Source organism: Helicobacter cetorum (assembly GCF_900198405.1).
GTDB lineage: Bacteria > Campylobacterota > Campylobacteria > Campylobacterales > Helicobacteraceae > Helicobacter > Helicobacter cetorum_C.
Map to the genome: position 1 here is coordinate 18847 of NZ_FZMR01000002.1, position 23975 is coordinate 42821.

Genomic DNA, 23975 nt, shown 5'->3' on the forward strand with positions numbered 1-23975 from the left:
TTCTACTCAGCCACTACATCAATTTTAAATGTGCCTACAATCCCAGCCCCAAGTTTGACTTCAATTTCATAAACTCCGGTGCTTTTAATAGGGTGTTTAAGCTCAATATCTTTTTTATCTAAATTTAAACTCGCATGCTTTTTTTTCAAATGCTCTATAATTTCTTCTTTGGTAATCGCTCCAAATAATGAACCATTCGCACCAACTTTTTTACTCATCACAAGCGTGATAGTTTGTAAAGTTTCTACCATTTGTAATTTTTGTGCTTTTTCTAAGGCTTCTAACTCAGCTTTCTTCTTAACTTCAGCTTTATATTTATTAATCACTTCGTTAGTGGCTAATTTGGCTTTTTTATTAGCGATTAAAAAGTTATTTCCATAACCATCTTTGACCTCACACACCTCACCAGCTTTACCTAAATTTTTCACATCTTCTAGTAATAGAACTTTCATCACTACCCCTTTTTAGGATATAAAATCTTTAATCTTGCAATTCTAACATAAACTTTAGTAAAATACTTCTATCATGTTAAGCGATATTCCTATTACTATTCAAAAAAGCAAGAAAATTAGAACTCTTAGTTTAAGTGTAACGCCTACCTTAGAAGTCATTCTAAAAATGCCTTATTCTTGCTCTCAAGCTAGAGCTAACGCTTTTTTACAAGAACAAGAAATTTGGCTTAAAAAAACTCTTTTATCTATGCAAGAAAAACATCTAGTCCTACACAATCGCTTAGAAAAGTATAGAGATAAAATTCTTGTATTTGATGAAATAAAAAATGCAAACGATTGTACCCTAACAGAGCTTAAAAAAACCCTAAGAACTTATTTGGAACAAGAACTCCCCCTAATCGCTCAAAAAATGCAAACTTCTTATGCAAGTTTTAGCATTAGAAATAACACTAAGGTTTTAGGAAGTTGCTCTTATAACAACCGCTTGAGTTTTGCCCTATTATTGATTTGTGCCAAAAAAGAAGAAATTAATTATGTAATCGTTCATGAACTCGCTCACACCATCCACAAAAACCACTCTAAAGATTTTTGGCGTTGCGTAGAAACTTTTTGTCCCAATTATAAAACTTTAAGAGAAAAATTAAAACAAAATATTGTTTTTTACTCTAAACTCTTAGAAAATTTAACTTAAAAAATTAAGGGGTATTATAATAGCTAGGGGGCATAAACAAACGCCCATAATTAGGATTTATGCGTAGCAAACGCTCCTTAAAATTCCCATAATTACGACAACTTGACTCAAAACCATTATCACATGCATAGGAGAATAAATCTAAAGCTCTTTGGTCATCTTGTGGCACGCCTAAGCCCTTTTGATATAATACGCCTAAATTATTGCAACTCCCCAAAATCCCCCCATCGCATGCGATTTGAAAATACTTAGCCGCATAGTGGTTATTTACAGGGGCCCCTAAAGCTCCATTAGCATAAATCCAGCCTAGATTCGCACACCCCATCATATCCCCCGCATTACAAGCTAAGTAATTCAAATCCACTTGACTAAGCTGTGCCTTATCTACGCCATAGATATTATTCACATTAGACATTAGGCCTAAGTTATAGCACCCCATATCATTCCCATTTTCGCATGAAAATTTATAATAACCCATTGCTTTGTAATAATCTTTTTGAACCCCACTCCCATTAGCGAACATCCATCCTAAATTATTGCATGCAAGCATATCCCCCCCCTGACAAGCTACCGCATAAAGTTGCAAAGCGTTTTCTTTATCGCTCAGACTAGCATTTTTTTTATTTTCATACATTTGAGCCAAGTTCGCACAAGCGGTTGCATCACCCCCACTACAGCCCATTTCATAATAGCGAGCAGCTTTGAGCTTATTAGTTTGAATCCCTACTCCATTTGAATACATTGCTCCTACTGCAAAACACCCTGCAGCATTACCATTATCGCACGATTGAGAAAAAAGTCTAAAAGCCCCTTCATAATCGCCCTTTTTGGCTAAATCAATACCAGCTGAAAGCTTAGTTTCAGCGTTTTCAGGCGAACCTAGTTGGTCTAATAAATTAGAGTTATTATTTTCTTTAGGATTGATTTGAGCGTTAGGGTTTGGCACACCTTTAGTGTTAGCGGAGTTAAGCTCAGGGGGAGTATTTTTGGGAGTTTGAGCGTTAGGGGTTTCTTCAGCACTACCAAGCTGTAAGACTAAAAAAATAAGTAGTAATAAACTTTTTTTTAGCATTCTTTCAATCCTTAGTGTAGATTTTGATTCAACTCAATTTTTTTCACACTTCTAAAAGCAATGAGCTTACCATTTTGACTATTCAAGCGAAAATGCACGCCATTTTTTCCTGAAAGCTCTTTGCCTTTATAAAGATTGTTAGCATGTTTTTCTAAATTACTATTCACTTCAATGAGCTTTTTAAACTCATTTTCTTCAATTTCTATGACACTTCCAGCTAAGATAGCAATGCCTGCATCAATAATACAGCCATCGCCTAAACTAATGCCTGTAACGCTATTAGCCCCTAGCAAACAATTTTTTCCAATACTAATGGGATTGTTATTTCCCCCGCTTAAAACGCCTAAGATACTCGCTCCCCCACCAATATCAGTGCCTTCGCCAACAACTACTGATGAAGAGATACGCCCTTCATTCATACACACTCCCATCGCACCTGCATTGAAATTCACATAACTAGCTCCGGGCATTTGGGTATAACCACCTGTTCCTAAATACGCTCCAAAGCGAGTTTTAGAGCTATCTAGTAAGCGGATATTGTCAAACTCAGGAATTACTTGCATTAAATAGCGTGGAAACTTATCCACAAAATCAATGCTAGGAAAACTATTTCGCATTTTTAGGGCTATTTCATTCTCTCTAAGCCATTCTAACTCATAAGGCTTGTTACCACTCCAAGCCACATTAGAAAGCTCTTTAAAAATACCATCTAAATTCAAACTTCTTAAAGGGGCTTTACCCAAAGATAAAGCTAAAAGTTTCATATACGCACTTTCTACACTCTCACAAGGCTTATCTTCATATAAAATCACTAAATGATAAAGGTATTCGCCATTACTATTTTTCAAACGATTTTCTTCTAAGGCTTTTTGAAGTTCTAAGATAACTTGAATATTTTTATGAGTTGTCTTACTAGAATACGCTTCATTCAAAAAAGGCGTATAAAATTCTAGTGCTTTTAAAACAAAACTCTCATCTATCTCTACTACGCATTCACTCGCACTCTCTTTAATTACTCTTTCTTTAGAAAATGAATTGCAAAACACCGCATAAGAGCCTAGATTTTCATTTTTCCAATTGAGTATCGGATAAGTCGCACATAAAATCTTTTTTGAAATAGGCGCAATTTCTACTCTAGCAATGCCAAAGCCTAAAGGCTCTTTATAACTATTAGATTGCTGGTAGTTGCTTACAAAATTTTTGAATTTATTAGTCATGTTTTTCCTTTAATTTAAGCTTTTTTCTCTTTCTTTAGCTAAATTTTCCACTTCTATTACAAAAGTTTCAAACAAATCCTTTTCAGCTAATTTATGAATGACTTTACCTTCTTTAATAATCAAACCACTGCGATTTCCAAATGCAATCGCCATATCTGCATGTTTAGCCTCGCCTAAGGCATTCACCACACAGCCCATCACGCTAATATCTAAAGGGGTTTTAATATGGCTTAGGCGTTTTTCTACCTTGCTTGCCATCTCCACTAAATTCGCTTCAATCCTCCCACAAGTAGGACAAGATATTAGATTAATCCCTTCTTTCAAACGCCCACTATGGCGTAAAATCGCTCTAGCCACTTTGATTTCATTTTCTAACTCACCTGTGATAGACACTCGCATGGTATCGCCGATGCCTTCCATTAAAAGCCCCCCCAAAGCCATGGCAGATTTTATGCTTGAGCTAAAGAGATTGCCTGCTTCTGTAACGCCTAAATGAAAAGGATAATTCACTAATGGGCGTAGCATTCTATAAGCTTGCATGGTGCGTTCAACATCACTCGCTTTTAAAGAAATCTTAAAATTAGTAAAATCAAAATCTTCTAAAAGCTTTGCGTTATACAAAGCGCTTTCTACCATGCCTTTTGGAGTCGCCCCATATTTTTGGTCAAATTGCTTTTCTAAACTTCCAGCATTCACGCCAATTCTTATAGGAATATTTTTTTCTTTACAAGCATTAACCACCGCTTTAATTTTGTCTTTAGAGCCGATGTTTCCGGGATTAATTCTAATGGCATCTACGCTTTCACTTGCAATCAAAGCGAATTTATAATGGAAATGAATATCTGCAATTAAGGGCAAAGAAGACACTTTTTTTAATTCTTTTAAAGCTAGAGCGTCCTTTTCATTACTCACCGCCACTCTTACTAAATCAGCCCCAGCGAGTTTGAGCCTATCAATTTGATTTTTAGTGCTTTTGATATCAGCGGTTTTGCTAAAGGTCATGCTTTGCACACTTATTTGGGCATCACCCCCTATAGCAACATTACCAATAAAAATTTGCTTAGTTTTAACTCTGTTTTCTAGCATTAAACTTCCCTTTTTAAATATCAATTATACCCAAAGGCAGTTGATTTTTCTCTGCTGTCTGTTGGCTTAAGAATAGATTTAAGGACTTGTTGGCTTAATTCTGCCTCTAAGCGTTGCATTGTAAAATGATAAATTTGGCTCAATGCTTGCTTGAAATTAGCGTTATTATCCATATTTTCTTTCGCTCTAACATAAGGGTAAGTTTCAATACTATCATCATGTTCTAGCATAAGCTCTTTAGTTTCTATAGGCACAATTAAAAACCCTAATCTCTCCTCATTGCGATTATAAAATTCTAAACGCACAGCTCCTTTAGCCAATAAAACAAATCTTTTGAGATTGTTTTTTTCTTGCTCTTCAAACCCCACTTCTTTAAAATCTAGCTTGAGATACGCTTGAGTTTTGAGCTTAAAAAGTGGGATTTGTTTTAATGGCTTTAATTTTAAAAATAGGTTTTTAAGATTTCTATGAGGCTTTTTTAAGACTTCATAGCCTTGATTTTTTAAAATGTTTTGAAGCCCCTCTTTTAAGGCTAGAGCGTATTTTTTAGAATAATAAGGATTGATTTTAGAATCTACAAAATTAAAATCAATAGGAGCGATTATAACGCTTTGTGTAGGATTAAGCAGAGAGAGTTTTTTATTTTGAAAAGCGTAATTAAAATTTAGATTAGGAGGGGCAAACATGCCTTGATGGCTAAAGCAACCACTAAAACACAGCATAATAACCCCAAGCAATAATCCCATTTTGATTTTAAACAACACTCAAAAAATCCTTTTTACGCACAAGTCTATAAAATTAAAAATTAAGAAGTCATTCTATCTAAAATCGTTTTATTGTTTGTTCAAACTAATTATTTTTTATTATGATTAAGCAATATTATTCTATAATCACGCCTTATATTAAGCTAATCTAATACGGAATTGAAATCATTATGAATTTTGAACCTTATCCTTTTGAGAAATTAAGAGCCTTGTTTAAAGATATTACGCCTTTAAAAAAAGGGCTAGATTTAGGCATAGGTGAGCCACGATTTGAGACGCCTAAATTCATTCAAGACACTCTAAAAGAACACACAAATTCGCTTAATATCTACCCTAAAAGCGCGTTTGAAGAGAGCTTGAGAATGGCTCAAAGAAGTTTTTTCAAACGCCGTTTTAATATAGAGTTAAAAGAAAACGAATTAGTCTCTACGCTAGGTTCTAGGGAAGTGCTTTTTAATTTTCCAAGTTTTGTTTTATTCAATCATAAAAACCCTACCATAGCTTATCCTAACCCCTTTTATCAAATCTATGAAGGGGCAAGTAAATTTGTTAAAGCAAAAAGCATTTTAATGCCCTTAACTAAAGAAAATAATTTTACTCCAAGTTTGAATGAAAAAGAGTTAGAAGAAGTCAATCTAGTCATTTTAAATTCCCCTAATAACCCAACCGGAAGAACCCTTTCTTTAGAAGAATTAGTCGTTTGGGTCAAACTCGCCTTAAAATATGATTTTATTTTAATTAATGATGAATGTTATAGTGAAATCTATGAATATTCGCCCCCCCCTTCGCTTTTAGAAGCTTCTATTCTTGCTGATAATAAAGAGTTTAAAAATGTTTTGGTTGTCCATTCACTCTCTAAACGCTCTAGTGCTCCGGGTCTTAGAAGTGGCTTTATTGCAGGAGATAACCATATTTTGGAAAAATACAAAGCTTTTCGCACTTATTTAGGTTATACAAGCGCTAATGCAATCCAAAAGGCTAGTGAAGCCGCTTGGCTAGATGAAGAACATGCAAAATTTTTCCGCAATATTTATGCAAACAATCTCAAACTAGCACGAAAAATTTTTAAAGACACACTCATTTATCCTAATAGCTTTTATGTGTATTTGCCGGTTAAAAATGGCGAAAGTTTTGCCAAAATGCTTTATCAAAACGAAGGCATTACAACCTTACCAGCCTTGTATTTAGGGCGTAATCATATTGGCATAAATTATGTGCGTTTAGCCCTTGTCTATGACACCCCCCTTTTAGAAAAGCCTTTAGAAATTATAGAAACTTATAGAGAAAATCATGCTTGAAACCCCAAAAGTTTTATTAAAAAACCTACAAAATTGTAAAATCCATTTTATCGGCATAGGGGGCATTGGCATTTCAGGTTTAGCCAAATATCTTAAGGCTCAAGGAGCAAAAATTAGTGGCTCTGATATTGCTAGTAGCCCCAGCGTAAAGTCTTTAAGAGCCTTAGGGGTAGAGATTAATATCCCGCATAATCAAAATGCCTTAAAAGAACAAGATGTTGTGATTCATTCAGCCATTATTAAAGAAGACAATATAGAAATACAAAGAGCTAAAGAATTAGAAATCCCTATTTTATCTCGTAAAGACGCTTTATATTCTATCCTTAAAGACAAGCGAGTTTTTAGCGTGTGTGGAGCTCATGGCAAGAGTAGTATCACTGCCATGCTTAGTGCAATTTGCCCGACTTTTGGGGCGATTATTGGAGCGCATTCTAAAGAGTTTGGTTCTAATGTGCGAGAGAGTGCGAATAATAGCTTGGTTTTTGAAGCTGATGAAAGCGATTCAAGCTTCTTGTTTTCTAACCCCTATTGTGCGATTGTGCCAAATACCGAGCCAGAACATTTAGAGCATTATAACCACGATTTAGAGCGTTTTTTCTTCGCTTATCAATATTTTTTAGACCACGCCAAAAAAAGAGTAATCTACAAAGAAGACCCCTTTTTAAAAAACTATTCTAAAAACGCCATAGTTTTAGAAAAAAAAGACATTAAAAACATTCAGTATATTTTAAAAGATGATGAGCCTTACACTTCATTTGAGTTAAAAAACTTGGGGACTTTTCTTGTATGGGGACTAGGCGAACATAACGCTACTAATGCGAGTTTAGCGATTTTAAGTGCATTAGATGAATTAAATTTAGAAGAAATTAGAAGTAATCTATTAAACTTCAAAGGCATTAAAAAACGCTTTGATATTCTGCAAAAAGGTGCATTAATTCTCATTGATGATTACGCCCACCACCCTACAGAAATAAGTGCGACTTTAAAGAGCGCTTCAATCTATGCGAATTTGTTAAACACACAGGAAAAAATTATAGTCATTTGGCAAGCCCACAAATACTCTCGCTTAATGGATAATTTAGAAGAGTTTAAAAAATGTTTTTTAGAACATTGCGATAGATTGATTATTTTACCCGTTTATAGTGCGAGCGAAACTAAAAAAGAAATTGATTTAAAAGAGCATTTTAAGCATTATAACCCTACTTTTATAGATAGAGTGCGTAAAAATGGGGATTTTTTAGAGCTTTTAGTCAATGATGAGGTACTAGAAACTATCAAAAAGGGCTTTGTTATAGGCTTTGGAGCGGGGGATATTACCTATCAATTAAGGGGTGAAATGTAATGGGTGTGGCTGTTGTTTTATTATTAACGCTGTTTTTGTTATTCTTAGTTTTAAAGGATTTTGGTTTAATTAGCCCTAAACAAAAAATTTTAGCTTTTTTAATCGTAGGCATTATAGGTGTAAGTATAGGTGTTTATACTTACAAGCAAAACAAACAAAATAGGCGAGAAATCGCCTTACAAAGAGCATTTTTAAGGGGAGAAACCTTGCTATGTAAAGACATTAAAGTGAGTAATCAAACCTTTAATTTGGTGAGTGGGACTTTGAGCTTTTTAGGTAAAAAACAAACCCCCATGAAAGATGTTTTTGTGGATTTAGATTTTTGCCATGTGTTAAATGATGACCCCTTGATACAACCCTAATAACAATGAATACGCCACAAAAACCCTTAGAAGAAAATCTGGATTTAAAAGAGTTTATCGCTCTTTTCAAAACTTTTTTTGCAAAAGAAAGTAGTATTATTTTAGAAAATGATTTGAAACAAGCTTTCACTTATTTAAATGAAGTGGATACGATTGGCTTACCTACCCCAAAAAGTGTGAGAGAGAGCGAACTTATTTTTGTAAAACTCCAAAAATTTGGTGTGCTTCATTTAGATGAAATTGATGAGATTGTCAAAAGATTACGCTACATTGTCATTCTAAAAAACACTTTTAAAAATTTCACGCATTTAAAATTTTATGAACGCCTTAACGCTATTATTTTACCCACTTTTTTTGATGATTTAATGCACATGCTTGATGATGAAGGAGCGATTAAAAAAGGGGCTAATGCCACGCTAGATGCTTTAAATGAGAGCTTAAATCGCCTTAAAAAAGAGAGTGCAAAAATCATTCAAAATTACGCCCATTCTAAAGAGCTTGCCCCTTATTTAGTGGATACGCAAAGCCACCTTAAGCATGGCTATGAGTGCCTTTTATTAAAGAGTGGGTTTTCTAGTGCGATTAAAGGCGTTGTGCTAGAAAGAAGTAGCAATGGTTATTTTTATCTCTTGCCTGAAAACGCTCAAAAAATCACGCAAAAAATCACGCAAGTTCATAACGAAATAGAAAGTTGTATCGCTGAAATTTGTCAAACTTTAAGTAATAGCCTACAAAAACACCTTTTATTTTTAAAATTCATTTTCAAAGAATTTGACTTTTTAGATAGCTTACAAGCTCGGCTAAATTTTGCTAAAGAATATAATTTAGAATTTGTCATGCCAAGTTTTACGCAAAAAAAAATGATTTTAGAAAACTTTTCACACCCCATTCTAAAAGAGCCAAAGCCCCTAAACTTGAAGTTTGAAAAATCAATGCTCGCAGTAACAGGTGTGAATGCTGGTGGAAAAACCATGCTTTTAAAATCGCTTTTAAGCGCAGCTTTTTTAAGTAAATATCTCATTCCTATGAAAATTAATGCTAACAAGTCTGTTATCCCTTATTTTAAAGAAATTCACGCCATTATTAATGACCCCCAAAATAGTGCGAACAATATCTCTACTTTTGCTGGTAGAATGAAGCAATTTAGCACTCTTTTATCCAAAGAGAACATGCTCTTAGGCATTGATGAAATTGAGCTAGGAACCGATGCTGATGAAGCAAGCAGTTTGTATAAAACCTTGTTAGAAAAGTTGCTCAAACAAAACAATAAAATCATTATTACCACACACCACAAACGCCTAAGCGTTTTAATGGCAGAAAATAAAGAAGTGGAATTACTAGCCGCTCTTTATGATGAAGAAAAAGAACGCCCCACTTACACCTTTTTGAAAGGTGTTATAGGCAAAAGCTATGCGTTTGAAACGGCTCTTCGCTATGGTGTGCCACACTTTTTAATTAAAGAAGCTAAGGCATTTTATGGCGAAGATAAAGAAAGATTAAATGTTTTGATTGAAAATTCAAGCGCGTTAGAAAGAGAGCTGAAACAAAAAAATGAGAGCTTAGAGAACGCCTTAAAAGAGCAAGAAAATTTGAAAAACGCATGGCTTCTAGAAGTTGAAAAACAAAAAGAAATGTTTCAAAAGAAAAAACTTGAATTAGAAAAATCCTATCAACAAGCCTTAAATTTATTAAAAAGTGAAGTTGCTTTAAAAAATACCAGCTCCATGCATAAAGAAATCCAAAAAGCTAACGAGATTTTAAACCAGCATAAAATTAGTTCTGAAAGAGAAAAAACTATAACAAGTTTTCAAGTGCACCAAAAAGCACGCTATAAAAATGAAAGCGTGCTCATTCTTCAAACGCTAGATAAGGGCTATTACTCCATAGAAACAGAGCTTGGCATGCGTTTGAAAGTGCATGGAAGTTTATTGAAAAAAATTCAAAAACCCCAAAATAAGATTAAGCAAAACAAGATTAAACCAACCCCAGCGATTATTCCTAAGCCTAAAGAGGCGAATTTAAGCATTGATTTAAGGGGACAACGCACTGAAGAGGCTTTGGATTTACTAGACGCCTTTTTAAACAACGCTCTTTTAGGGGGCTTTGAAGAAGTGCTAATTTGCCATGGTAAAGGAAGTGGGATTTTAGAAAAGTTTGTGAAAGAATTTTTAAAAAAACACCCTAAGGTCAGTAGCTTTAGCGATGCCCCTATCAATTTAGGCGGTAGTGGGGTTAAAATTGTTAAGTTGTAGTGATTAATGCTTTAGTAAATGGTAAAATATGGTTTTAATTTGTCTTAGTAAGTAGAATTGATAAATGAATGCGATAGCAGATAAAATTCCTAAAAGACAAGGTAGTATCTGGATGGTTAGCTTAGGCGAAAAGAATTGTATAGGGCATGAGCAAAGAGACAATCGCCCCTTTTTGATTATCTCTAACACTAAATACAATCAAAAATCCAAAACTTTAGTAGGATTTTTCTTAAGCACTTCTATTCATAAGACTGAGAGGGATTTTACTTACCCCATTAGTATTGATGGGGTAGAAGGGCATGTCAATATTACACAAATAAGAACTCTTGCAATAGAGCGTTGCCTTAAATACAAAGGTTGTGTTACACAAGATGATTTAAAAGAAATTATGAAAATTTTTCATCAAGAAATCATAAAAACTTAAACAAAGGGAATCAACATGCAAAATGGATATTATGCTACCACAGGAGGTATGGTTACCCAATTTAACCGCCTAGATTTAGTCTCTAACAATTTGGCCAATCTCAATACCAACGGCTTTAAAAGAGATGATAGCATTACGGGGGATTTTTTAAGGCTCTATCAAGAGCATAGAGACCAACTTCCCCTAGAAGACCAGACCAAAGAGGCAGCACAATACCTCAATCGCAATCTTAATCGTGTGCCAATTCTATCAGAAATCTATACCGATAAGAGCTTAGGGGCTTTGCAACAAACAGATAATTCTTTAGACTTTGCTCTCACAAGCCCTAATTTATATTTTGCCGTGCAGACTCCACAAGGCGTTGCCTACACAAGAAATGGGAGCTTTAGTATTGATAAAGAGGGATTTTTAGTTACTCAAAATGGTTTTAAGGTGCTTTCGCGCTCTGGATTAAATGAGGGTGGGGGCATTATGATGATGCCTAACGCACAAATTGAAGTAGATAAAAATGGTAACATTAATTTTAGAGATAATAACGAACTAATTCAAGCGGGTTCCCTAGCTTTAGTGAGTTTTAGCGAACCTAAGATGCTTAAAAAAATGGGACAAAATCTCTATACCTATGAAAGCAAGGGGATTAATAATGTACCTAACTCTAACGCCCTAAGACAATTTATGCTAGAGAAAAGTAATGTGAATGCAGTGCAAGAGATGACAGCCCTTATTGAAATCAATCGCATGTTGGATATGTATTCTAAAGTGCTTAAAACCCACCAAGATGACATGAACGCAGAAGCAATCAATAAACTCGCTACTAGAGCGTGATTGTTTCTTATCTTTGCATTTTTAGTCAAAGGTATTCTTTAAACCACCTAAAAATTTAAAAGCCTATGCTATCCTTGTCGCTCACATCGCTATTGCCTTGCCCATCAGAATTTCTGTAGTCTCGCAGTGCCTTAAAAACTTGTGCCTTAATATTTTCTATCGCATCGCCCCTATTATCTTGCTCTGCATGCAACTCTTTAGTGAGAATAACCCTATTTTGGCAATCTTTTACTACAAAACTCACTCCAATATAGCTCCCTCCATCTTGAGTATAAATTGTTGTTCTGAGGCTATAGAGATTAGGTTCTTGCCCCTCTTGCATTAAGCGCATATAAGAACCATAAACAGCCTCTTTGATTTCTTCATCAACCCCACTATCAAAAATCAATCGCACCTTGGGCTTAGGAGTATTATCTAAATAAATTTTCTTGTAGCGTTCCAATGTGCCAACAGGCTTATCAAAAGCACTCAAAATACTTTGCATTGGTTCTAATTTGTCAAAGATTTCTTGCATTTTACGAGATTCTTTTAAAAAGACTCCTTGACAACGCTCTGGCAAAAGAGGGTTTAATTGCATCTTTAATGCCAAATAGCGTCTTTCTAAATCATTTAAAAATTTCTGTTTGTTAAGCTTAAGAATGGTGTAATATAAGCCATCTCTATTGCCTTGACGCACCACCTCAACATTAGAGAGCAACAAGGAATCTGTGCCTAATTCAATCTTTTGTGTGTTATTAGTAGTAATGTGGTTATTTTCAAGCTTAGTTGCAAGCGTGGTTTTAGACTTCACATGCACCAAAATAGAGCTTGCCAAATCATTTAAAGCCTTTTGTTTAGAGACCTCTCTATCTTTGCTTGCACCATTACCATAAAAATAGGCACTATCTTGCTTGTAGTGTATATACCACTTAGGAGCTTTATTATGCTCTTTGGCTTGCAAAGTGCTTGAAAGCACAGCTCCCAACAAGCAAGTGGCACAAACCTTACTCAACATTGAAACGGCTTTTTTCAAGACTACTCTCCTTTGTCTTTCACATTTTTTATAAGACTCTTTTTAATCTCAAGCAATACATACACTTTTTTAGCACCAATATAGCTTGTTTTCACACTCTTAGCATTAACTTCCATTGTAGCGTTAGAAACATTGTCATGTAAAAAAGAAAGGATTTTATCTGTAGCGTTAGTTTTAGCCAAATCTAGCGCGTAGTCTATATTACCGCTCATAATCATACCCTCCCCACAAGCCAAAACCCTATCTTTTTTAGCAACCACAACACACTCTTTCGCCCACTTTGGCAAACTCTCAGCATGCAAAAATGCCAATAAAAACAAGCAAACCAAAAAATATGCACGCATGAGTTATCCTTAGTGAATGATACCCCTCAATTACTTTTTCTTTTTATTCATGCCAAGCTCATCACGAACTTTTTGCATAACCTCTCTATCCAAGCCCACTAATACAAACACTCTATCCTTACCTACATACCTAGCTAACATTTTAGTAGCAACCAGCTCCTTATCTACCACTTGCTCAATATGCCTAGTCTTAGATTGGGATAAATGCGACTCACTAGCACTAATATCTTCTTTTAGTTCTTTTTTAAGCTGAGATTTTAAATTTTCAGCTAAATCAGCTTTTGCTTTAGTTTTGGCTGTATCAGTAGCAAACTCTACATTACCATCAATAATTTTTTCTTCCGCTCTACCCAAAAATACGCCTGAATACTCTTTGCCTTGGGTTTTAGCAATTTTATTTAAATCACCATAAACCCAATCAGGAGCACCCTTAATAGCTTGTCTGTATTCTTGATTACTCTTGCTAATGCCAGATTTAGGAGCACCAGAACAACCCACAATCGCTAAAATAGCTGTAATACTCAAACCTAAAAACCACTTTGAACTCATTTTCATGACTAAACTCCTTAATTAAAATTAAAATGAAACATTCTTATTGCTTGTAATCTTAGCAATATCAAAGGTGTCGCCCCATACTTGCAAGCCACTCTTTAAATCCACTAATTCTAGCGAAAATACAAAAACAACCTTCTGCTTGGTAGCTGAAATGCGTGCGTTTCTTTGAGTAACCTTACCCATTAAAGATAAATCGGGGGCTTTCAAATGCCCCTTATCAATCGTAGTATCTTGGTCAAAATCCGCATTATTTCTTAAGGCTCGTGATTTTTCTATCAAGCCATCAGTCATTCCACCTGTGCCTGAAATAGAGCGAGTAATATAAAAACGATTATTAGAACCTCTTTTTAAATCTTGCAACACTAAATTGGTAAGTTGTTGCACATCAAAATGTTCTGTAGTGTCATTAAGCACATCAGAAACCGCAACAATCTTCTTCCCCTTAGCCATAAGAGCCTTAACGCTTTCATCTGCTAGCATAGAATCAACCGCTCTCTTAGCCGAATCTTGAACATCTTCAAAATCCAAACCACCTGTTACATAGCGTTTGGTCTTTTTATCGTTTTGGCTCACATAAGTTGCCGTTGCTGAACAACCTACCCAAACTAAAGCACTTGCTAACATTAAAGCCTTGACTTCAAATCTTATCAATTCTATCTTCCTTAAAATTTAGCTAAATGGTTATTTCAAGCTTATTCTAGTATAAAATGGATATTTTAGAGTAACATTTCAAAAAAATTATTTTCCAATCACTCTTTTTATAGCGACAAAGAAAGTGTTAGAGCTACTACAGCACTCCCCACTAACGCACTTAAAAACATGCTCTTAGTATTCTTAAAAGCCACCATTAAAAAAGCACTCAAATAAAATAAGAGCAAGAACACACAAAAAACCCCTAAAAGCACTTTAAATACAATGCCCACTTTAGCCTTGTGTAACATGACTAACGCCCCTAAAAAACCCCTTTCAATGGTTTTGATTTTAGCTTGAGTGCCTTTAATCTCAAGGCTGATTTCATATAAAGGGGTGCCAATGACTAACGTCCCCCTATAGTCTCTAGGCTCTATTCTTTTGGGTAAGGCTAGTTGGTTTTCTTTCAAAAATTGGAGCAAAAACTCTAGGCGTTCTTCACTCTTAAGCTCTTTATTTAAAGTCCATTCTTGAATATTGGCATTAGTGTTTTGCCGCACTCCAAAGAGCATCAAAAACCCTGTGAGAGCAAAGAGCAACACTAAGGGGAAGAAAAAAGTCGTTGCATAAGTGTGGAATGAACGCATTATTTTAACATGTGGCTCACAAATTTAGAAAAATTATCTAGCACTAAGCCCCCTTTTCTAAACCCTAACGCACAAGCTTCATAGGCAAAAAACACATTAGGCTGGTAATACACACCATCATGCGAATTTAGCTCATAAAACTCTTGATAGATAGGCTTATGGTTTGCATAAACCCCTTCTGTTTTGAAGAGTGATTGCATAGAAGAATCAAAGATTTCACTATTTGCTCCTTCTCTACCAAAAGCCACCTTTTTGATTTGCTTTTTATTTCGCAAAGGTTCATAGCTCGTTTCTAACAATAAGGGGTGGTTTGGGTATCTGTCCCATAAAAGCTTTAAAAAACGCTTAGATTGAAAAAGGATAGTATAAGCAGGGTTTAGAAAAATCGTGTTTTTATTTTCCATCATGCTTTGCATCAAAAGGGCTAATTCTGGCTCATCAATGGCAATATTCTCCCAAGGTAGAAGCTTGAATAAAAATTCATAATTCATGCCATTTTTAAACACGCCCTCTTCTGCATTAAACTCCACTTCATCAATGTAAGAAAAATCCGTTTCAAACCCTACGCTTTGAGCGATGTCTTGTAAAAACCGCATGGTGCGTTCTTCTTCAACATTGCCTTTCACACTTGAAAAAAGGATTTTCCACCCCTCATACATCTCATCAAAACGGCTCACATCATCGCCCAAAGTAACCATGCGTTTAAAATTCTCGCCAATGGCTTCATAGAGATTGTTAAATTGTGCGTTTTCATCATAGCCATTTGCTTTGAGTAACGCCCATTGAATCACGGCTGTCTCATAGAGCATGGTCGGGGTGTCAGCGTTAAACTCTAATAATTTAATTTGCTTTCCATCTAGCCCCCCCGCTAAATCAAAACGCCCATAAATATGCCAATGCACTTCTTCTTCAAAACTTTGTTTAATCATAGGAATGAGTGCGTTAGGAATATCTAGCTCAAAAAACCGCTCGTTTTCTATGACATCTTCAGCGGTTTCTACAAACATGTCATAAAGCTCATTACAAGCTTCATAATAGGCATCAGCTTCTTTTTGAGAGACAACCACCATTTCATCAGCGATATAGGCTGAGTTATCGCTATCAGTATGCCATTCTAGACCGATTTCTTCTAAGGTCTCATTATCTAAAGGGTTTAAAGAAATTACTTGCATAACACACTCCTAAATTTAAAATTAAAACTTCAAGCTTAACGCCCAAAACACCAATCAAGAAAGCCTATGCCCCAAAACTGCCTCTTGAATTTGTGGTTGTCCCAAAGGAGTTTGATGGTCTGCTAGAGCCAAAAAAACCGCTTTTTCCTTTGCTCACACCACTAGCACTTGAAGCGTTAGGCGTGCTTGCTCCCCTAGAAAAAGAATTGTGCGAGCGTTGGTAGGCTTGTGGGGACTTGTAGTTGCGCTGAGCGTTTTGCTGGTAATTAGGGTTATTAAAAAGCTTGTTGCCGATATAGCTTCCTAAAATCGCCCCAGCAGCACTCCCCAAAATCGCACTCCCTAAACCAAGCCCTCCACTCTCGCCCCCATTATTAGGCTGAGTAAGCTTGCTAGTGCCATTATCAATCTTAGCCTCTTCTTCTTTGATAAGCTTTTGAACTTCTTCATCGCTCAATACTTTTTCATTGCCTTGCAAATCACGCACCACAATATGCGTCTTAGCACTTGGATATTCCTCAGCAACCTTATAAGATTTATCTGGTTGCTCTTCCAAAATAACAAACGCCCCTTTTTTAACGCTCTCGGTAAGATTTTTAGTTTGCTGTTGCTTATCATCAGCATTGCCCTTACACCCTACAATGCCAACCATAACCAACGCACTCAACCCTCCAATAATCGCATAGTCAGAGATTTTTCTATAAGGTTTTTTCATTTTTTAGCCTTATATTCATACAAGAAAGGCACATATTTAATAGTTCCAGATTCAAAGATTTTTTTGGTTATGGTCTCGACTTTAGTGCGCATCTCTGCTGGCTCTTTTTGAGCGTTAATATCATATTGAGTAGAATACACTTTTTCAATAATAGCGATTTTATCCTCAACGCTCGCTCCCCTAGCTTTTGCTTGAGTCATCTCCTCTTGAATGATAGCCGCTTTTTTAGCTGAATTAGCTCCAAGCCACCCTACTATAACCATTCTTATAGTATTTTCTTTTAGATGGTCTCTAAGCTTAGTAAGCTCTTTTTGACAATGTGGACACATAGGGTCTGAGACAATATAAAGGATTTTATCCCTATTTTTCACATCATTAGCTGGCAATTCCACAACATAATCACTAGGAATTTCTTCAAATATGGCATTTAATTTACCGCTATTTTGCTGAGCCACATTAAAAGATTGGATTTTTTGGTTTAGCTCATTAACCATTTGCACATCAGAATCTTTACTGCTAAAAAACAAATTACTAAGCCCTACCACTAAATTACCATCTTTACTCACTAAAAGAGGGATATGATACTTAGTATCTGGGTCTTCTACAACAGCAATTTTAAATTCACTCGTAGATTTCAATGACTTCAGCTCTAAAACGCTGATTTTTTTACCGGTCTGCTTTTCAACAACCTTTTTCAAATTGATTTGCATTTGTTTTTCTTGAGGGCTAAACTTTGGAGCTGCACTAACTCCCACTGCAAGTAATGCACTTAATATGATAGTTCTTAATACCATTATGAACAAACTCCTTAATCTGTAAAACTAAAATATAGTCAATTCTTCAAAAATCTTAGAAATGACAAGTTAAAAATGTGAGTATAATACCATAAAAAGCCCATATTTTAAAGGTTCAAAGATGATTATCATTCCCGCTAGATTAAAGTCTAGTCGTTTTGAAAATAAGGTTCTAGCAGATATTTTTGGATTACCCATGATAGTTAGGTGTGCTAAAAATGCGAGTTTAGTAGATGATTGTATAGTCGCTTGCGATGATGAGAGCATTTTAGAAGTGTGTAACCAATTTCACATTAAAGCGGTGCTTACTTCTAAGTGCCATAATAGCGGCACCGAACGCTGTTTTGAAGCAGCTCAAACTTTAGGGTTAAAAAAAGATGAAATCATTTTAAATCTACAAGGCGATGAACCCTTTTTAGAAAAAGAAGTTATTTTAGCTTTGCTAAAAACCACTCAACACACTCCTTTTATGGCAACTTGTGCAAAAGTGATTGATGAAACAGAAGCGAGTAACCCCAATTTAGTAAAAGTCATCTTGGATAACCAACATAACGCTCTGTATTTTTCACGCTCCATAATCCCTTATTTGCGTGATAACACTAAATACCAAACACCCCTTTTAGGACATATTGGCATTTATGGGTTTTCTAGCCAAGAAGTCTTAGAAGAATTATGCTCTCTCAAGCCTTGTGCGTTAGAAGAAATAGAAAAACTAGAGCAATTAAGGGCTTTATATTATCAAAAAAGCATTCAAGTTGAAGTGGTCAAAAGCGATAGTATCGGCATTGACACTAAAGAAGATTTACAGAATGCTCTTGAGACTTTTAAAAACAAAACTCAATAAACTTATGCCCCCAAGTGATTATTTGGAGGCACTTTAATCAATCTTGGTGAAACTAGGTGCGGTATTCTTTAATCTTGCTATCTAATAGTGCTGTATTCTTATGTAAACTTTCAGCAACCTTTACAATCTCATCTAAATGACTAGCATTTTCTTTAGCAATATTAGAAATACTCTCCACATTCTTAGTTGCATTAGCAATCTCTTTTGTAATACTTATTTGCCCCTGAATCCCATCGCTAATGACACCAACTACATTTTCTAAAGTAGTAACCACTTCATCAAATTGATTCATAGTATCATTAGAAAGTAATGATAATTTTTCCATAGTTTCTACATTGGCATTCATTACGGAATTGATATCTGCAATCTCTTGAGTAAGCATTTGAATAGTCGTGGAAATTTCATTCAAAGATTTTTGTGTATTTTCAGCTAATTTACGCACTTCATCAGCTACCACTGCAAAACCTCTTCCATGTTCACCAGCTCTTGCAGCTTCAATAGCGGCGTTCAAGGCTAAAAGATTAGTTTGTTTTGCAATATTATCAATGATATCTAATACCGATTTGACATTTTGTGTGCTCTGATTAAGTATCTCAATTTTTGAGCCTAAGTCTCTCTCTGTTTGAGCAGATTTTTCCACTTGATTCGCCAAATTACCTAAAGATTTTTGAGAATTTTGTGTAGAAACCTTACTTGACTCTAAATCAGAAATATTTTGCCCTGAGTTATTGGCCAGTGCTTTAAGCTTTTCGTTAGTCTGTTCAAAAAATGCAACCAATCCCTGAAGTCTATGACTCGTTTCAGCAATGCCTTCTTCAGCTAAATGAGCACTTTTATTCAATTGATTTGACGAATTGAGATTAGATAAAGAATTTTCCTTAGCCCCTATCATAAAGGTGCGGATACGCTCAATAAAAGTGTTAATCCCTACTGCCATTTGATTAAGCTCATCATTCCTAGCACTTTCTTGTAATTTTAAAGATAAATCCCTATCGCCCTCACTCAAATTATTTACATTTTTCACCATAATACTAGCACGTTTTACAACCCCTGCATATACAACAAAAAGTGCTACTCCAAAAACCAAAACCAACAACGAAATAATCTCTGTTAGAAAACTAATAGTTGTTTTATTCATCAATTCTTGCACTTGGGCTTTATTGGTTGCATAATTTTTATCTAAATCTGAATAATAGGCTGTAACAGCTATGACCATTTGTGTGTTTTTTTCTAAAAAAGCGTAGGCAATTTTGGGCTGAGGCTTAGTGCCAGCAAGCTTGGCTTTAGAATATTTTACATAGCCACCACCTTTTTTGGCATTCTCTAAATATTCACGCACATAATATACACCATCTACGCTAGCCACATTGCTATAATTTTTTCCAACGCTCTCAGGTACACTAGAATCAAAAAGCACCACGCCATTGGTATCGGCAATAACTAAGTAAATTTGTCCTTTAAGTTCATTAATACTTGCAGCACTCTCAATGATATGTTCACGATTTTCTTTAAGACTAAGGTTAGAGTCATAAATTTGCTTAATGTTTAGCAAGATTAAATCTGCACCAGATTTTAAAAACCCTCTGGCATTATTATCTGTTCTTACTGAAGACTGATTATTCAAGGCACTTAAAAGCATGTTTTGGTTGTAACGATAGAGAAAAAATACAACAAAAATAATCAGTATAGCTAATGCAATTAATACGAATAATAATTGAGTGCCAATACTTTTAGTTGACTTAGAATCTAAGTTGGAAGACATTATTAAATTCTCCTCTAAATTAAGATTTTTAAAGGATATAAAATACCCTAAAGCTCTGTTGATTATAGCATTACTTAATACTATTTTTACTAACCAAATATTTACTTTGTTTAACATTTAAAAATATTTAAAAACTTAATACTAAAAAATAGAATAAATTAAACTCAACTATTTAAAAGTTTGTATTTGACATTTGGTTTAAATAGTAGGTTATATTTCAAGTCTATGATATAATCGCTACTATTTAGTTAAAAGGCACTAATTATGAAAGTTTGTAATAATGAAAGCAGTATTCAAGAATTTTGGAATTTTTGTAAAGATAACGAAGTAGAATTTGTAGATTTTCGTTTCACCGACATTAAAGGCACTTGGAATCACATGACTTATTCTTTCAGTGCCTTAAATGATGGCATGCTCAAAGAGGGAATCCCTTTTGATGCAAGCTCATTTAAGGCATGGCAGAGTATAGAGCAATCAGATATGCTCCTAATCCCTGATTTGGTGCGTTATTTTATTGACCCTTTTAGTGCTGATGTGAGCGTAGTGGTCTTTTGTGATATTTATGATGTGTATAAAAACCAGCCCTATGAAAAATGCCCTAGAAGTATCGCCAAAAAAGCCTTACAGCATTTAAAGGATTTAGGTTTAGGCGATGTGGCGTATTTTGGTGCGGAGAATGAATTTTTTATCTTTGATTCCATTAAAATGAAAGATGCCTCAAATTGTCAGTATTATGAAGTAGATAGCGAAGAGGGCGATTGGAATAGGGATAAAAGCTTTGAGGGAGGCGTGAATTATGGTCATAGACCGGGCAAGCAAGGGGGCTATTTACCTGTGCCTCCTATGGATTCTATGATGGATATTCGCACTGAGATTGTCAAAGTCTTAAATCAAGTCGGCTTAGAAACCTTTGTAGTCCACCATGAAGTTGCTCAAGGTCAAGGCGAAGTAGGCGTGAAATTTGGCAATTTAGTAGAGGCGGCTGATAATGTGCAAAAACTCAAATATGTGGTTAAAATGGTCGCTCATCTCAATGGAAAAACCGCTACTTTTATGCCAAAGCCCCTTTATGGCGATAGCGGAAGTGGCATGCATACGCATGTGAGCGTTTGGAAAGATAACGAAAATCTTTTTAGTGGCGAGACTTATAAAGGCTTGAGCGAATTTGCTTTGCATTTCTTAGGCGGAGTTTTACGCCATGCTAGAGGGTTAGCCGCTTTTACAAACGCCTCAACTAATTCTTATAAGCGCTTAATTCCGGGGTTTGAAGCACCCTCTATTTTGACCTATTCAGCTAATAATAGGAGTGCGAGCGTGCGTATTCCTTATGGCATTTCAAATAAAAGTGCAAGATTAGAGTTTAGATTTCCAGATAGCTCCTCAAACCCTTATCTAGCTTTTTCAGCCATTTTAATGGCAGGCGTTGATGGCATTAAAAATAAGGTTGAGCCGGGTAAAGCAATGGATATTAACCTTTTTAAACTCACTTTAGATGAAATTAGAGAAAAAGACATTAAGCAAATGCCCCACACTTTAAGAAGTGCGTTAGAAGAAATGTTGGCCAACAAACAATATTTAAAAGAAGGGCAAGTTTTTAGCGAAGAGTTTATTCAAGCTTATCAACGCTTTAAATTCACTACTGAAGTGTTTCCATGGGAAAGTAAGCCCCATCCTTTTGAATTTATTACCACTTATTCATGCTAAATTTAAGGAGTTAAAAGAATGCGAACAGAATATTTAAAAAACAGAAAAAACCCACAAACTCAGCTCTACTACGCTAAAAATGGGGTGATTACTGAAGAAATGGCATATATCGCCAATATTGAAAACATTGAGGCAGAAGTTGTTAGAAAAGAAATCGCTAAAGGGCGTTTGATTGTCCCAGCTAATATCAATCATACCAACTTAAACCCTATGGGTATAGGCATAGCCCTACGCACTAAGATTAATGCTAATATTGGAAGTTCAGCCATTATTCATAGCATTGATGAAGAAGTAGAAAAATTAAACATTTCTATTAAATATGGTGCAGATACGGTTATGGATTTATCTACGGGGGGCGATTTAGATGAGATTAGAAAAGCTATTATCGCTCATTCTAGCGTGCCTATTGGAACCGTGCCGATGTATCAAATCTTACATGATGTAAACAATGATGTAACGAAACTTGATATTCCTACCATGCTAAAAACTTTAGAAAAGCAAGCCAAGCAAGGTGTGAGCTATTTTACTATCCATTGCGGATTTTTACTAGAGCATATGCCCTATGTAAGCAAGCGAAAAATGGGAATTGTAAGTCGTGGAGGGAGCTTAATGGCATCTTGGATGATGCACTATCATAAAGAAAACCCTTTCTACAGCGCTTTTGATGATATTCTAGCTATTTGTAGGGAATATGATGTAAGTTTAAGTTTGGGCGATTCCTTGCGTCCGGGTTGCTTGGCTGATGCAAGTGATACAGCCCAATTTGCAGAATTAAAAGTCTTAGGCGAACTTGCCAAAAGAGCGTATGAAAAAGATGTGCAAGTGATGATTGAAGGGCCAGGACATGTGCCTTTAAATCAAATTGAAAGAAATGTAAGATTGCAAAGAGAGTATTGCAACGATGCTCCTTTTTATGTTTTAGGGCCTTTGGTTACTGATATTGCTGCAGGGTATGACCATATTGCAAGTGCTATTGGTGCATGTTTAGCGGCTTATAAAGGCGTAGCCATGCTTTGCTATGTAACCCCTAAAGAGCATTTAGGCTTACCCAATGCTAAAGATGTGAGAGAGGGCATTATTGCTTATAAAATCGCTGCACATGCCGCTGATATAGCACGAGGAAGAGTGGGTGCAAGAGTGCGAGATGATTTAATGAGTGATGCAAGGTATGCGTTTGAATGGAACAAACAATTTGAACTAGCCCTAGACCCAGAAAGAGCCAGAGAATACCACGATGAGGCACTGCCAGAAGAAGTCTTTAAAGGGGCAGAATTTTGCTCTATGTGTGGCCCTAAATTTTGTAGCTACAAAGTCAGCCAAGACATTTTCAAAAACTATCAAGCGGGGTAATTTTTAAATGGTGCGTTCCAATACAATCGCTACGCACCACACCCATAAACCGCAAAATAAAAGTGATTTTACCTATCCTTTAGGTCTTGCACAAACTCTTGTAACTCTTTGCCATCTTTATATACTACTAAGAGCAATTTTTTGTTGTTTGCAATAAAAATTTTACAATTTAATAATTTAAAGTATTTTATAATAAATTCTATATAATTGAGACCTTGATAAACATATATTTTAAAATCATCTTGTTTTCCAAAAAAATTGATAAAATCTGAATAAATTTGGTTTCTATTGTTGTAATTTCTCTATGAGATGAACTTGCACATAAGTTTTTATGCAGATAAAAAATTAATAGTGTATCGCAACACAAATAGAGCATATCTATCAAAACAACCTTTTTAAAAATGAAAAGATTTTATAACTTTATCTTTTTCTAAGCAAATCTCATCAAAATTTCTAATGTCTCCAACATAGAGAAGAACTACCAATAATGTAATCAAAATGTAAAAGAAACTCCCCATCGCTACAAGTAGGGATTAAAAATACTTTTTGTAACAAATAATCATTCCTTAATATTATTTTTTTTAATTATAGAATTACAAATATATATTTTAGGATAATAGAATCCTATCTTTTTCTGTTCTCAGTTTTTTCATAAAGATTA

General features: G+C 35.2%; 24 protein-coding genes. 10 read left to right on the plus strand and 14 right to left on the minus strand.

What is annotated here, in order from left to right; genetic code table 11:
* Positions 1-2: 2 nt before the first annotated feature.
* Positions 3-452, minus strand: a complete 450-nt coding sequence (gene rplI, locus C6H25_RS00615) for a 50S ribosomal protein L9 (protein ID WP_199768903.1) — start codon at positions 450-452, stop codon at positions 3-5.
* Between the two features lie 73 nt (positions 453-525).
* Between rplI and C6H25_RS00620 the strand changes: the two genes are divergently transcribed.
* Positions 526-1143 carry a M48 family metallopeptidase gene (locus tag C6H25_RS00620; RefSeq protein WP_104747559.1) on the plus strand — a complete coding sequence of 206 codons (618 nt, stop codon included), beginning with the start codon at positions 526-528 and terminating at the stop codon, positions 1141-1143.
* A gap of 4 nt (positions 1144-1147) precedes the next feature.
* Here the strand turns inward: C6H25_RS00620 and C6H25_RS00625 are convergent, their stop codons facing one another.
* The 4 genes from C6H25_RS00625 to C6H25_RS00640 are packed head-to-tail and all read right to left on the minus strand — an operon-like array spanning position 1148 to position 5282.
* Complete coding sequence (locus C6H25_RS00625; protein ID WP_104747560.1) at positions 1148-2215, minus strand: tetratricopeptide repeat protein; 1068 nt, start codon at positions 2213-2215, stop codon at positions 1148-1150.
* Between the two features lie 11 nt (positions 2216-2226).
* The gene (locus tag C6H25_RS00630) at positions 2227-3432 is read right to left on the minus strand and encodes a 2,3,4,5-tetrahydropyridine-2,6-carboxylate N-succinyltransferase (RefSeq protein ID WP_104747561.1); all 1206 of its coding nucleotides are present in this window, start codon (positions 3430-3432) and stop codon (positions 2227-2229) included.
* Positions 3433-3441: 9 nt separating this feature from the next.
* Complete coding sequence (gene ispG / locus C6H25_RS00635; RefSeq protein ID WP_104747562.1) at positions 3442-4518, minus strand: flavodoxin-dependent (E)-4-hydroxy-3-methylbut-2-enyl-diphosphate synthase; 1077 nt, start codon at positions 4516-4518, stop codon at positions 3442-3444.
* 20 nt (positions 4519-4538) lie between these two features.
* Positions 4539-5282: an HpaA family protein gene (locus C6H25_RS00640; RefSeq protein WP_104747563.1), complete on the minus strand. Its 744-nt coding sequence runs from the start codon at positions 5280-5282 to the stop codon at positions 4539-4541.
* A 170-nt stretch (positions 5283-5452) separates the two neighbouring features.
* Between C6H25_RS00640 and C6H25_RS00645 the strand changes: the two genes are divergently transcribed.
* The 6 genes from C6H25_RS00645 to C6H25_RS00670 all read left to right on the plus strand — a co-directional run bounded on the left by C6H25_RS00645 (position 5453) and on the right by C6H25_RS00670 (position 11785).
* The gene (locus C6H25_RS00645; protein WP_104747564.1) at positions 5453-6580 is read left to right on the plus strand and encodes a succinyldiaminopimelate transaminase; all 1128 of its coding nucleotides are present in this window, start codon (positions 5453-5455) and stop codon (positions 6578-6580) included.
* Positions 6573-7922 (plus strand): UDP-N-acetylmuramate--L-alanine ligase, encoded by a 1350-nt coding sequence (gene murC / locus C6H25_RS00650; RefSeq protein ID WP_104747565.1) that lies wholly within the window; start codon positions 6573-6575, stop codon positions 7920-7922. Before C6H25_RS00645 ends, murC begins: the two co-directional genes overlap by 8 nt.
* On the plus strand, positions 7922-8284 hold the full coding sequence (locus C6H25_RS00655; RefSeq protein WP_104747566.1) for a hypothetical protein: 363 nt from the start codon (positions 7922-7924) through the stop codon (positions 8282-8284). The genes murC and C6H25_RS00655 overlap by 1 nt, the downstream gene beginning before the upstream one ends.
* A 5-nt stretch (positions 8285-8289) precedes the next feature.
* Positions 8290-10536, plus strand: a complete 2247-nt coding sequence (locus tag C6H25_RS00660) for an endonuclease MutS2 (protein ID WP_104747567.1) — start codon at positions 8290-8292, stop codon at positions 10534-10536.
* A gap of 64 nt (positions 10537-10600) precedes the next feature.
* Positions 10601-10960: a type II toxin-antitoxin system PemK/MazF family toxin gene (locus tag C6H25_RS00665; RefSeq protein WP_104747568.1), complete on the plus strand. Its 360-nt coding sequence runs from the start codon at positions 10601-10603 to the stop codon at positions 10958-10960.
* A gap of 15 nt (positions 10961-10975) precedes the next feature.
* Positions 10976-11785 (plus strand): flagellar hook-basal body protein, encoded by an 810-nt coding sequence (locus tag C6H25_RS00670; RefSeq protein ID WP_104747569.1) that lies wholly within the window; start codon positions 10976-10978, stop codon positions 11783-11785.
* Positions 11786-11840: 55 nt separating this feature from the next.
* Here C6H25_RS00670 and C6H25_RS00675 read toward each other — a convergent pair whose 3' ends face one another.
* The 8 genes from C6H25_RS00675 to C6H25_RS00710 form a co-directional block, all read right to left on the minus strand.
* Positions 11841-12797 (minus strand): LPP20 family lipoprotein, encoded by a 957-nt coding sequence (locus C6H25_RS00675; protein ID WP_104747570.1) that lies wholly within the window; start codon positions 12795-12797, stop codon positions 11841-11843.
* 2 nt (positions 12798-12799) lie between these two features.
* The gene (locus C6H25_RS00680) at positions 12800-13141 is read right to left on the minus strand and encodes a hypothetical protein (protein ID WP_104747571.1); all 342 of its coding nucleotides are present in this window, start codon (positions 13139-13141) and stop codon (positions 12800-12802) included.
* A gap of 30 nt (positions 13142-13171) precedes the next feature.
* Positions 13172-13696, minus strand: a complete 525-nt coding sequence (locus C6H25_RS00685; protein ID WP_104747572.1) for an LPP20 family lipoprotein — start codon at positions 13694-13696, stop codon at positions 13172-13174.
* A gap of 21 nt (positions 13697-13717) precedes the next feature.
* The gene (gene lpoB / locus C6H25_RS00690; RefSeq protein ID WP_104747573.1) at positions 13718-14347 is read right to left on the minus strand and encodes a penicillin-binding protein activator LpoB; all 630 of its coding nucleotides are present in this window, start codon (positions 14345-14347) and stop codon (positions 13718-13720) included.
* Between the two features lie 107 nt (positions 14348-14454).
* Entirely contained in the window at positions 14455-14973 is a 519-nt protein-coding gene (locus C6H25_RS00695) for a hypothetical protein (RefSeq protein WP_104747574.1), read from the minus strand.
* Positions 14973-16145 (minus strand): glutathionylspermidine synthase family protein, encoded by a 1173-nt coding sequence (locus C6H25_RS00700; RefSeq protein WP_104747575.1) that lies wholly within the window; start codon positions 16143-16145, stop codon positions 14973-14975. Before C6H25_RS00700 ends, C6H25_RS00695 begins: the two co-directional genes overlap by 1 nt.
* Positions 16146-16209: 64 nt before the next feature.
* Positions 16210-16860 (minus strand): UPF0323 family lipoprotein, encoded by a 651-nt coding sequence (locus tag C6H25_RS00705; protein WP_104747576.1) that lies wholly within the window; start codon positions 16858-16860, stop codon positions 16210-16212.
* Positions 16857-17654, minus strand: a complete 798-nt coding sequence (locus C6H25_RS00710; RefSeq protein WP_104747577.1) for a disulfide isomerase — start codon at positions 17652-17654, stop codon at positions 16857-16859. The genes C6H25_RS00705 and C6H25_RS00710 overlap by 4 nt, the downstream gene beginning before the upstream one ends.
* Positions 17655-17775: 121 nt before the next feature.
* On the opposite strand from C6H25_RS00710, the gene kdsB reads away from it, so the two are divergent.
* Complete coding sequence (gene kdsB, locus C6H25_RS00715; protein WP_104747578.1) at positions 17776-18498, plus strand: 3-deoxy-manno-octulosonate cytidylyltransferase; 723 nt, start codon at positions 17776-17778, stop codon at positions 18496-18498.
* 52 nt (positions 18499-18550) lie between these two features.
* On the opposite strand, the gene C6H25_RS00720 is transcribed toward kdsB, so the two are convergent.
* Positions 18551-20260: a methyl-accepting chemotaxis protein gene (locus tag C6H25_RS00720; protein ID WP_158653841.1), complete on the minus strand. Its 1710-nt coding sequence runs from the start codon at positions 20258-20260 to the stop codon at positions 18551-18553.
* A 264-nt stretch (positions 20261-20524) separates the two neighbouring features.
* Here C6H25_RS00720 and glnA point away from each other — a divergent pair, with 264 nt between their 5' ends.
* Positions 20525-21964, plus strand: coding sequence for a type I glutamate--ammonia ligase (gene glnA / locus C6H25_RS00725; RefSeq protein ID WP_104747580.1), 1440 nt, complete (start codon positions 20525-20527; stop codon positions 21962-21964).
* A gap of 18 nt (positions 21965-21982) precedes the next feature.
* Positions 21983-23314, plus strand: coding sequence for a phosphomethylpyrimidine synthase ThiC (gene thiC, locus C6H25_RS00730; protein WP_104747581.1), 1332 nt, complete (start codon positions 21983-21985; stop codon positions 23312-23314).
* Positions 23315-23975 lie beyond the last annotated feature (661 nt).